The sequence below is a fragment of the Micromonospora sp. NPDC003776 genome (genome assembly GCF_053605645.1).
Window position 1 is genome coordinate 1 of the sequence record NZ_JBSGJR010000192.1, and the last position, 10,952, is coordinate 10,952.

Annotated in this window: 10 protein-coding genes and 1 pseudogene; 2 read left to right on the plus strand and 9 right to left on the minus strand. The window is 72.7% G+C overall.

Going from position 1 to position 10,952, the window contains the following annotated elements; all coding sequences use genetic code 11:
* Positions 1-206 precede the first annotated feature (206 nt).
* From ACWEVO_RS17330 to ACWEVO_RS17345, 4 genes and pseudogenes are all read right to left on the minus strand, one after another.
* A complete protein-coding gene (locus ACWEVO_RS17330; protein ID WP_452308542.1) occupies positions 207-1,187 on the minus strand; it encodes a UDP-glucuronic acid decarboxylase family protein in 981 nt (326 codons plus the stop codon).
* 79 nt (positions 1,188-1,266) lie between these two features.
* A complete protein-coding gene (locus ACWEVO_RS17335) occupies positions 1,267-2,940 on the minus strand; it encodes a solute symporter family protein (protein WP_452308543.1) in 1,674 nt (557 codons plus the stop codon).
* Positions 2,918-3,286, minus strand: a complete 369-nt coding sequence (locus ACWEVO_RS17340) for a DUF485 domain-containing protein (protein WP_452308544.1) — start codon at positions 3,284-3,286, stop codon at positions 2,918-2,920. Before ACWEVO_RS17340 ends, ACWEVO_RS17335 begins: the two co-directional genes overlap by 23 nt.
* A 220-nt stretch (positions 3,287-3,506) precedes the next feature.
* Positions 3,507-4,209, minus strand: a pseudogene (locus ACWEVO_RS17345) (flavin reductase family protein).
* Between the two features lie 219 nt (positions 4,210-4,428).
* Here ACWEVO_RS17345 and ACWEVO_RS17350 point away from each other — a divergent pair.
* Entirely contained in the window at positions 4,429-4,686 is a 258-nt protein-coding gene (locus ACWEVO_RS17350) for a hypothetical protein (protein WP_452308545.1), read from the plus strand.
* Positions 4,687-4,692: 6 nt separating this feature from the next.
* Here the strand turns inward: ACWEVO_RS17350 and ACWEVO_RS17355 are convergent, their stop codons facing one another.
* Positions 4,693-6,387: an ABC transporter permease gene (locus ACWEVO_RS17355; RefSeq protein ID WP_452308546.1), complete on the minus strand. Its 1,695-nt coding sequence runs from the start codon at positions 6,385-6,387 to the stop codon at positions 4,693-4,695.
* Positions 6,372-7,136: an ABC transporter ATP-binding protein gene (locus ACWEVO_RS17360; RefSeq protein ID WP_452308547.1), complete on the minus strand. Its 765-nt coding sequence runs from the start codon at positions 7,134-7,136 to the stop codon at positions 6,372-6,374. Before ACWEVO_RS17360 ends, ACWEVO_RS17355 begins: the two co-directional genes overlap by 16 nt.
* A 108-nt stretch (positions 7,137-7,244) precedes the next feature.
* Between ACWEVO_RS17360 and ACWEVO_RS17365 the strand changes: the two genes are divergently transcribed.
* The gene (locus tag ACWEVO_RS17365) at positions 7,245-7,694 is read left to right on the plus strand and encodes a pyridoxamine 5'-phosphate oxidase family protein (RefSeq protein ID WP_452308548.1); all 450 of its coding nucleotides are present in this window, start codon (positions 7,245-7,247) and stop codon (positions 7,692-7,694) included.
* Here ACWEVO_RS17365 and ACWEVO_RS17370 read toward each other — a convergent pair.
* The 3 genes from ACWEVO_RS17370 to ACWEVO_RS17380 all read right to left on the minus strand — a co-directional run.
* Positions 7,687-9,333: a sodium/solute symporter gene (locus tag ACWEVO_RS17370; protein ID WP_452308549.1), complete on the minus strand. Its 1,647-nt coding sequence runs from the start codon at positions 9,331-9,333 to the stop codon at positions 7,687-7,689. The two genes, ACWEVO_RS17365 and ACWEVO_RS17370, sit on opposite strands and share 8 nt — an antisense overlap.
* Before the next feature lies 1 nt (position 9,334).
* Positions 9,335-9,781 (minus strand): hypothetical protein, encoded by a 447-nt coding sequence (locus ACWEVO_RS17375; RefSeq protein ID WP_452308550.1) that lies wholly within the window; start codon positions 9,779-9,781, stop codon positions 9,335-9,337.
* A gap of 31 nt (positions 9,782-9,812) precedes the next feature.
* A partial coding sequence (locus ACWEVO_RS17380; RefSeq protein ID WP_452308551.1) for a DUF4153 domain-containing protein occupies positions 9,813-10,952 on the minus strand: 1,140 nt, incomplete at its 5' end.

Genomic DNA, 10,952 nt, shown 5'->3' on the forward strand with positions numbered 1-10,952 from the left:
CGCGGGGTACCAGCGCGCGTCGGTCGCACGGGCCCGCCCGGCGGAGCGCCGGTCGGGGCCGGGAACCGCGGCGCGGCCCGCGCTCCGACTCAGGTAGGGGAGCGAGGCGCCGGCAGACATGGTCGCTGACATGTAACCGAGGGTAGGTCGGTCACACCAGTACCGCCCTGAGGCGGAGCCGGATGTCAGCCTTCTGCCAGCCGGGGTCAGTACCCTAGCCGCCCGCGGAAGTACTCGATCGTGCGTCGAAGGCCGTCTTCGGGCGCCACGGTGGGCTCGTATCCGAGCAGCTCGCGAGCGAGGGTCAAGTCCGGGCGGCGCATCTCCGGGTCGTCGGCGGAGCGGGTGATGTAGCTCACCTCGGAGCTGCTTCCGGTGAGCGACACGATCGTCTCGGCCAGTTCCCGCATCGACATCTCGTGCTCGGTCCCGCAGTTGATCGGGCCGGTCTCGGTCGAGTCGAGCAGCAGCAGGATGCCGCGCACCAGGTCGTCGACGTAGCAGATCGAGCGGGTCTGGTCCCCGGTGCCGTGCACCGTGATCGGCTCACCGCGCAGTGCCTGGGAGATGAAGGTCGGGATGGCCCGGCCGTCGTCCGGCCGCATCCGCGGGCCGTACGTGTTGAAGATCCGGACGATCGCCGTGTCCGTGCCCCGGTTCCGGTGGTACGCCATGGTGGCCGCCTCGGAGAAGCGCTTGGCCTCGTCGTAGACGCTCCGGACGCCGATCGGGTTGACGTTGCCCCAGTAGGTCTCCCGCTGCGGGTGCTCCTTCGGGTCCCCGTACGCCTCCGAGGTGGAGGCCATCAGGAAGCGTGCGCCGTCGGCGGTGGCGCGCTCCAGCAGGTCCAGGGTGGCCACCGAGCCGACCCGGAGGATCTCCACCGGCAGTTTCTCGAAGTCGGCGGGGCTGGCCGGTGAAGCCATGTGCAGGATGGCGTCGAACCGCTCGGCCAGGGCCGGGTGGCCGGTCGGCAGCCCCTCGGTGACGTCCGCCTCGACCAGCGTGAAGGTCGGCGTGCCCAGCAGGTGGGCGACGTTGTCCTTCGAGCCGGTGACGAAGTTGTCCAGCACCACCACCGTGCAACCACGCTCGATGAGCCGGTCGACCAGGTGGGACGGCACGAAACCGGCACCGCCGGTGACCAGGATCCGGTGTCCGGTGCCGAAACGGGGAGCGATCTTCATGCCGGCCAGCCTATAGCGGAAGGAAGGGCCCCCTCTTGACGCCTCGCGTTGTAGAGGGGGCCCTTTCCAGCACAGGGCGTCAGTGCGCGCCCGCGCCGGTGAGCGAGCGGACCTCCAGTTCCGCGTACTTCTCCTCGTCGTGCTCCTTGGAGAGCAAGGTGCCGATCCAGCCGCAGAGGAAGCCGAACGGGATGGAGATGATGCCCGGGTTGGAGAGCGGGAACCAGTGCCAGTCGTGCTTCGGGAACATGGCCGTCGGCGCCCCGGAGACCACCGGGGAGAAGAAGACCAGCACCACGGCCGCGAGCAGGCCGCCGTAGATCGCCCACACCGCGCCGGAGGTGTTGAACCGCCTCCAGAACAGGCTGTAGAGGATCGCCGGCAGGTTGCCCGAGGCGGCGACCGCGAAGGCCAGCGCCACCAGGAACGCCACGTTCAGGCTCTGCGCGAAGATCGACAGCACGATCGAGATGGCACCGATGACCAGGGCGGAGACCCGGGCCACCGTCACCTCCTGCCGCTCGGAGGCCTGCCCGTTCTTGATCACGTTGGCGTAGAAGTCGTGCGCCAGGCTGGACGACGAGGCCAGCGTGAGCCCGGCGACCACCGCCAGGATGGTGGCGAAGGCGACCGCCGCGATGATCGCGAGTAGCGTCGCGCCGCCCAGGTCCCCGCCGAGGAAGTCCAGGCCCAGCTTCTCCGCGAGCTGCGGTGCGGCGGTGTTGCCGGCCTTGTCCTGTGCGGTGATCGCCTTGCCGCCGACCAGCGCCGCCGCGCCGAAGCCCAGGGCGAGGGTGAGCAGGTAGAATAGGCCGATGATGCCGATCGCCCAGAGCACGCTCTTCCGGGCCGCCTTGGCGGTCGGCACCGTGTAGAAGCGGATCAGGATGTGCGGCAGGCCGGCCGTGCCGAGCACCAGCGCGATGCCCAGCGACAGCAGGTCCATCTTGCTGTAGAAGGTCTTCAACGCGTCGCCGGGTGTCTCCACGCCGTACCGCAGGCCGGGTTCCAGGAAGTTGGCGCCCTTGCCGGAGGCGGAGGCGGCGTCGCCGAGCAGCGACGACAGGTTGAACTTGTACTTCGCCAGCACCAGCAGGGTCATCACGATCGCGCCGGTCATCAGCAGGAACGCCTTGACGATCTGGACGTACGTGGTGCCCTTCATGCCGCCCACGGTGACGTAGATGATCATCAGGGCGCCGACCATGATGATGGTGGCCACCTTCGCGGTGTCCGCGTCCATGCCCAGGAAGGTGGTGCCCGGCTTGATGCCGAGCAGCAGCGCGACCAGCGCGCCCGCGCCGACCATCTGGGCCAGCAGGTAGAAGATCGACACCGTGATGGTGGAGACCGCCGCCGCCGTCCGGACCGGGCGCTGGCGCATCCGGAACGCCAGCACGTCGGCCATCGTGTACCGGCCGGAGTTGCGCAGCAGTTCGGCCACGAGCAGCAGCGCCACCAGCCAGGCGACCAAAAAGCCGATCGAGTAGAGGAAGCCGTCGTAGCCGTACAGGGCGATGATGCCGGCGATGCCGAGGAAGGACGCGGCCGACATGTAGTCGCCGCCGATCGCCATGCCGTTCTGGAAGCCGGAGAAGGAGCGGCCACCGGCGTAGAAGTCGGTGGCGGTCTTGGTCTGCCGGCTGGCCCAGACGGTGATGGCCAGCGTGATCGCCACGAAGATCAGGAACAGCGTGATCGTGAGGTTGCGGGCGGTGTGGCTCGTCGCCTCAGCCGCGAGGACCGTGCTCATGGGTCACCTCCCCGATCTCGGCGCGGATCCGGTCGGCGACCGGGTCGACCTTGCGGTCGGCGAACCGGGCGTAGAGCCAGGCGATGAGGAACGTGGAGACGAACTGGAGCAGGCCGAAGACGAGGGCGACGTTGATGTTGCCGACCAGCTTCGTGCCCATGAAGCCCCGCGCGTACGCGGAGAGGATGACGTAGAGCGCGTACCACAGGAAGAACGCGACGGTCATCGGGAAGATGAAGCCGCGCAGCGTGCGCCGCAAGCCGGCGAACTCGTCCGACCGTTGTACGGCCAGATAACGCTCCGCCGCCGACTCGGCCGGCGCGGACGCCGGTGTGTCCGTGGACATCTGTGGATCACCACCTTCGCAAGGCGTGGGGATTTTCGCGCACGGTAGAGACCGCGCTCCCCACCCGGGAAGGTGCAGATCGACCACGGCGACCGGCTGCGCCGAACGGTCGCCCCCCTGCGCCGAGTGACCTAGGTCACTCCGCTCACCGGTCGTCGCCGGACGGATCGGCGCTGGCCGGCGACGTCGGGGTCATTCCCCCGCCGGGCCTGGCGGCCGCTCAGCGCAGCTCGCGGTAGCGGCCCCGGTAGTGGAGCAGCGGGTCGGTCTCCTCGGCCAGGTCGACCGCCTCGACGGTGGCCTCGACCAGCAGCCCCCAGCCGTACTCCCGGGCGGTGTCGAGCCGGCACCCGGCCCAGCCGCCGGCATCCGACGGGACCGGTCCGTACGGCGTCTCGGTCCACGAACCGATCGCGAAGAGGCCCCCGGGGGACGGGAAGAGGCCGGCGAAGCGGTCGGCGAGCTGCCGGTGCGGCGGGCCGAGCGGCGCGACCGCGAACCGGCCCGCCTCCTCGACGGCCGCCCACAGGTCCGACTCCGGATCGATCAGCCCGAGCAGCCGGTCCGGCTCCCCCTCGGCGACCAGCGTGGAGGAGACGGTCAGCCCGGCCGGACCGGGCGCGGTCCAGAGCGTCACCGGGGCAGCCAGCCGGCCTCGCAGCCGACGGACCGGCGAGCGCTGCCCGGCCGGCACCGCGAACGGGTCGGTGTGGTGGATCTCGGCCCCCGGTTCATGATTCACGTGAAACATTGTGCCGCCCCGCCCCCGCACCCAGCCGAGGAAGCGCCGGTGCCGGCCGGGTGGCCGAGCTGCTCGCCCGCCTCCGCCATCAGCCCACCCCCAGGTAGATCAGTAGCGCCGTCCGGTCGTGCCGGTCTTCGACCGACAGGGCCAGCCGGGCCGGCTGGCCCGGCCAGCGCACCGCCGCCGCCTTCTCGCGCACGGTGTTCTTTGCGCGATCTTGGAAGGAAACGGCCCCTCCAGGGGCACTTTCCTTCCAAGATCCGCTGGTCGTTGATCACCAAGGTCACGCTCGATCCTGGAAAGAGTGGTGTCCACTTGAGCAAGAGGCCGCTGCATCCGTGCTCGAGCGTGATCTTGACAGGACCGGACGTGCGCGACCTGGCTACCGTGCGGGGGCATGTCGTTCGTGTCGCCGCAGCAGCTCGCCCAGGACCGGGTCGTCGACGTCGACGCCGTGCTCAAGGGCCAGGTCGACCTGCGGGCCTACCCGTACCGGCACCTGATGCTGCTCGCCCGGCACGGCTTCCTGCGCAGCGGGTGGCCGCAGCTCATGGCGGGGGTCGAGCACCTGTCGAACTACGGCTGGGAACTGGTCAACGTCACCAGCGTCGGTGAGGGCCAGAACCTGTACGCGGCCGTGCGCCGCGCTGCCTGACCGGCGTCAGCGACGAGGGGTGACGGCGGAGAGCAGCTCCGGCTGGCGCCGGTCCAGCACGTCCCCGGCCAGGTACGAGCCGAGCAGTGCCGCGCCCACCCCGTAGGCCAGGCCGACCGGCAGGGCCAGCCAGAGCCAGGCGCCGCCGAGCAGCGCCGCGGCCACCACCGCCGGCACCGCGAGCAGCGCGGAGGCGGCCATGGAGAGCAGCGTGAGCAGCCCCTTCGCCGCGCCGGCGCCGCTGTTCATCGCGAACGGGTTGGTCGTCTCCGGCAGCGCGTACCCGCCGAGCACCGCGACGAAGGCGTTGGCCGCCAGCCCGCAGCCGTACGCGGCGGCCAGCCCGCCGGCCATCAGCCCCAGCCAGCCGGGCCGGCCGAGCAGGACGGCCAGGACGATCGCGACCGTGCCGAGCATCGGCACCACGTAGAGTGAGAAGGCCGTCATCCGGGCCCGCAGCTCCAGCCGTCCCGGCACGCCGGCCACCACGTTGGCGGCGTACGCGCTGCCGTCGAAGCCGAACTGGTTGGCCAGGGTCACCGAGGCGAGCACCCCGACGAAGAGCATGGAGAGGCTGACCAGCACCGGCGAGGAGTGGGCGGTGGCCTCGCCGAACGCCTCCCCACCGTCGACGGCCAGCCGGGAGCCGCCCAGGTTGACCATCACCGGCACGAAGATGCCCACCACCGCGATGGTGATCAGGTTGGCTCGCCGCCGGGCGTCCCGCCACCAGTAGCGGCACTCCCGCGCGACCAGCGCGCCGAACCGGTCCCGCCGGGCCCAGCCGACCGCCCCGGGAAAGAGTTGGGCGACCGGCCCGCCGGCCGGGCCGCGCCGCTGCCGGGAGGGGCTGGCGGTGGCCGCCCCGACCATCGCCGACTCCAGCGTCCGGGACCACCAGAACAGCAGCGCCCCGAGCGCCGCCACCGTGATCAGCAGCTTCAACACGGCGGCCCACGCCCGGCCCTCGGCCACCTCCACCCCGGCGGTCCACGGCGCGCCGAACGGGGTCCAGCCGATCACCCGGGCCACCCCGGTCAGCCGGTCCCAGTCGGCACGGCGGACCGCGGCGAGCACCGCGATCTGCAGCGGCCCGAGCAGGGCGGCGAGCACCGCGAGCAGGACGGCGGCCAGGTCCCGTACCCGGCGGGACCGGAGCATGGTGGCGAACGCGCTGGTCACCGCGCGGGCGGCGGCCACGCAGAGCAGCAGCCCGCCGACGATCCCGAGCACCGCGACCAGAGCGGCCGGCCACCCGCCGAGCGCCCCGGCGGTGACCACCAGCCCGGACACCGCGAGCAGCGTGGCCAGCACCGGCACGCTCACCAGCGCGGCGGCGAACAGGCCGACGACCAGGGTGTGTCGGCGCAGCGGGAGCAGCGCGAACCGGGCCGGGTCCAGGGTCTCGTCCACGCCGAAGAAGACCAGTGGCAGCAGCAGCCAGCCGAGCACCAGCAGCCCACCGCCGAAGGCGGCGGTCAGCAGCGCGAACCGGGGCTCACCGGCCAGGCCGGGCGCGGCGAGGGCGAAGAAGGCGCTGGCGGCGACCCAGAGCCCGAACAGCACCCCGAGCACGAACAGCGTGATCCGCCAGCCCTGGCCGCGGAAGTTGTTGCCCAGCACCCGCAGCTTGAGCCGGACGAAGTGCCGGGCGCCGACCCGCCGGGCCGGCCGCTCCGGCGCGCTCACCGGGACAGCCACGACAGCTCCTCGCCCGTCGCGGTCCGGCCGCCGACCACCTCGACGAAGACCTCCTCCAGGGAACGGTCGCCGCGCACCTGGTCGAGCGTGCCGACCCGGGTGATCCGGCCCTGCGCCAGGATCGCTACGTGCGAGCAGAGCCGCTCGACCACCTCCATGACGTGGCTGGAGAAGACCACGGTCCCGCCGCCGACCACGTACCGGTGCAGGATGTCCCGGATCAGCGCCGCCGAGACCGGGTCGACCGCCTCGAACGGCTCGTCGAGCACCAGCAGCCGGGGGCCGTGCAGCAGCGCGCAGGCCAGCCCGATCTTCTTCTTCATGCCCGCCGAGTAGTCCACCACCAGGGTGCGGCCGGCGTCGGTGAGCGCCAGCACGTCCAGCAGCTCCGCCGCCCGCTGGTCGACCACCGCCGGGTCCATCCCCCGCAGCAGACCGTGGTACGCCAGCAGCTCCGCCCCGCTGAGCCGGTCGAAGAGCCGGACCCCGTCGGGCATCACGCCGAGCAGGCCCTTGGCCCGGATCGGGTCGGCCCAGACGTCGCACCCGAGGACCCGGGCCTGGCCGGCGTCGGGGCGCAGCAGGCCGACGGCCATGGAGAGGGTGGTGGTCTTGCCGGCCCCGTTCGGCCCGAGCAGTCCGTAGAACGAGCCGGTCGGCACTTCCAGGTCGACCCCGGCGACCGCCACCTTGCTGTCGAACCGCTTGACCAGGCCACGGAGGGACAGTGCGGGGTGCTGATCGGTCATGACCCGAACCTAGCCGGGTCGTACCAGTGCGCTGTCCGGCTGGAGGATGATCCTCAGTCATCCCCCAGCCGTACCGTCGGCGGTCCGGCATGCCGAAGGAGGACACCGATGACCGAACCCCGGTCCCGCGAGCAGCGGTGGGCGGACACCCGGCGCCGCCTCGAACAGGACGTCGACGTCTGGGTGGCGACCGCCGACCCGGCCGGGCGGCCCTACCTGGTGCCGCTCTCCTTCCATTGGGACGGCGAGACCCTGCTGCTCGCCACCTCCGAGCGGACCCCGACGGGCCGGAACATGCGGGACACCGGCCGGGTACGCCTCGGCCTCGGCGCCACCCGGGACGTGATCATGGTGGACGGCACGGTGGAGACGCTCCGTCACGACGAGCTGCCGGCGGCCGAGGCCGACGCCTTCGCCGCGAAGACCGGCTTCGACCCGCGCACGTTCACCGAGAAGTACCCCTGGTTCCGGGTCCGACCGGAGCGGATCCAGGCCTGGCGGGAGTCGCACGAGGCCGCCGGCCGGGACCTGCTCCGCGACGGCCGGCCGGTCACCTAGACAGGCGCAGCGTCTCCGGGGCGTGCAGGCGGAGCATGGTCACCCCGACGTCGGCGGGCAGCCGGCGCCGGGTGGCCATCGACACCGCCACCATCACGGTGAACGCCAGCGGCACGGTCCACGCCGCCGGCTGGGTGGTCAGCGTGGCCGGCCAGCCGCTCAGCGGTGGGCCGAGCACCGTGACCAGCACCGCGCCGATCGCGGCGCCCCCGCCCACCAGCACCCCGGCGGCGGCGCCCAGGTCGGTCAGGCCGCGCCACCAGATGCCCAGCACCAGCAGTGGGCAGAAGCTCGACGCGGCCACCGCGAAGGCCAGCCCCACCACCTGGGAGACGTCCAGACCGGAGACGTTCAGCGCGAGCACCGCCGGCACCCCGCCGGCGATCACGGTGGCCAGCCGGAAGCCGCGTACCGAGCCGCGGCCGAGCACGTCGGTGGAGATCACCCCGGCGACGCTGGTGAGCAGCCCGGACGAGGTGGAGAGGAAGGCGGCGAAGGCTCCGGCCGCGACCAGCGCGGCGAGCAGCCGGCCGGTCGTGCCGCCGCCGAGCGCCGCCCCGGGCAGCAGCACCACCACCGCGTCGGTCTGCCCGGTGACCAGCAGTTGCGGCGTGTAGACCCGGCCCAGCACGCCGTAGATCGTGGGCAGCAGGTAGAAGAGGCCGACCAGGGCCAGCACCACCAGCGTGGTGCGGCGGGCGGCGGCGCCGTCCGGGTTGGTGTAGAAGCGCACCAGCACGTGCGGCAGGCCCATGGTGCCCAGGAAGGTGGCCAGGATCAGCGAGTACGTCGCGAACAGGCCGCGGTCGTCGTCCCCGGCGGTGTCCGGCAGCAGCCAATCGGCGGCGTCGGTGGCCGTACCGGAGACCTCGGGGACCGGGTCGCCGGCCGCGAAGTCGAGGTGGTCGCCGGGGCGTACCTCCCGGACGTCGCCGCCGGGAAAGGTGAGGGTCGCGCGGTGCTCGACCACGACGGTGGTCGCGGTCCGGAACGCCGGCCCGTCCGGCGGGGTCACCGCCGGGCGGGCGTCGGCCTGCCACTGCAGCGCCAGGAAGATCGCGGGTACGGCGAGCGCGGTCAGCTTCAACCAGTACTGGAACGCCTGGACGAAGGTGATCGCCCGCATGCCGCCCAGCGCCACGTTGGCGGTCACCACCACGGCGACCAGCAGGGCTCCCACCGGGTACGGCGAGCCGGCGACCGTGGCCAGGGTCAGGCCCGCGCCCTGGAGCTGCGGCACCAGGTAGAGCCAGCCGATGAAGATCACGAATACGGTGGCCAGCTTGCGCAGCCGCCGCGAGCCCAGCCGCACCTCGCAGAAGTCCGGCAGGGTGAACGCCCCGGACCGGCGCAACGGCGCGGCCACGAAGAGCAGCAGGGCCAGGTAGCCCGCGGCGAAGCCGACCGGATACCAGAGCACGTCCACGCCGTACTTGAGGATCAGCCCGGCCACGCCCAGGAAGCTCGCCGCCGACAGGTACTCCCCGCCGATCGCGGCGGCGTTCCAGGTCGGGCTGATCGCCCGGGAGGCGACCAGGAAGTCGGACGTGGTCCGGGCCAGCCGCAGCCCGTAGAAGCCGATCCCGACGGTGACCAGGGTGACCACCACGATCGCCGGGACGACGTACCCGTTGCCCACGTCAGCGCTCCGGCCGCTGGACCAGATCGGTGAAGTCCTGCTCGTTCCGCTCCGCCAGCCGCACGTAGGCCCAGCCCACCCCGATCAGGAACGGGAAGGCGACCACCCCGAGCAGCAGCCAGGGCAGGTTGATGCCGAGCACGGTGACCCGGCCGACCGAGGGCGCGATGGCGAAGAGCCAGGGCAGGCCGCCCAGCCCGATCAGCACCAGCAGGCTCAGCCGCAGCGCCAGGGTGAGCTGCGCGCGTACCAGCCCCTGGACCAGGGTCTCGCCGACCCGGGTCTGCTGGGTCAGCTCCGACCGGGTCCGGTCCGCCCGGCTGGCCGGCCGGGACACCTCGGCCAGCACGATCCTGGTGCGCCGCAGCGGCTGCGGGGCGCGCGGCACGGGCACCGGAACGGCCAACCCGGGCCGCTCCGGGGCGTCCCGCTCCTCGCCTCCGGCCATCCCCGGCAGTCTCGCCTGATCAGCGGGAATGTCAAGGGCAGACGGGGGTCGTGCGCCCGGCCCGATCCGCACCGAGCGTCGCCCGGGCCTGCGCCCGGCCCAGGTTCGCCGCCTGCCAGCCGTCCTCGGGTAGTTCGGCGGCGATCTCCCGCAGCGCGCAGGAACGCAGCGGCTCGGGCAGCCGGTCCAGGGCCGGTACGGCGTCCGCCGAGAGCCCGGAGAGGTACTCGACGTCCAGCCGGTCGATCCGCTGCCACCGCTCGACGTTCCGCTCGGCGATCAGCCGGTCCGGGTTGACCACGGCCAGGCCGAGCAGGGCGACCACCCCCGCACCCAGCACCAGCCGCGGCAGCCAGGCGCCCCGGAGCCGGACGGTGACCACTCCGACCAGCACGAAGAGCAGCCCCAGCCAGAGCTCCACGGCCGTCACCACCAGGCGTAGTCGGGTCGCCCCGTACGCGTCGGTGTAGACCTGCATCCGGTAGATGGCCGAGGCCACGACCACCAGACTGAGCCCGGTCAGCCCGCCGACCAGCAGCCGGATCAGCACCCGGTCGGCCCGGCTGCGGCGGGGCGCCCAGCGCAGCGACCCGGCGATCACCAGCAGGGCCAGCGCGGAGACCGCCAGCAGTTGCCAGAACCCGCCCCGGGCGTACTCGGCGTAGGTGAGGCCGGCCGTGCGCAGCACGTGCGCGGAGCCGCCGAAGAGCACGGCCAGCTGCACCAGCACGAAGGCGGCGAAGAGCGCGTCGAGCAGGGCCAGCGGCAGCACCCATTCCAGCCGCCGGACCACCCGGGCCGGCCCGGCCCGCAGTTCCAAGTCGGGCGGTGCGGCCAGCAGGTACGCCCCGCCGAGCAGCACGGCCCCGACCAGCAGCAGCCGGACCAGCCAGCCGAACATGCCCGGCGGGGAGACGTCGGGCAGCGCCCCCGTCACCAGGTCGGCGAAGACCGCGTCGGCCGAGACGAAGAGCAACCCGAACAGGAGTAGCAGCGCGGCGGTGACCGCCACGCTGACCAGGCTTCGTCCCAGGCTCGGCCCGTCGGACCGGGGCCGGGGCAGTCCCCGGGCCGCCCAGGGCAGCGCCCGCAGGGTGGCGACCGGCGACAGCAGGCCGGCCGTGAGCAGGCCCAGCGGCGTCCGCCCGCCGGCCACCGCCAGCGAGCCGGT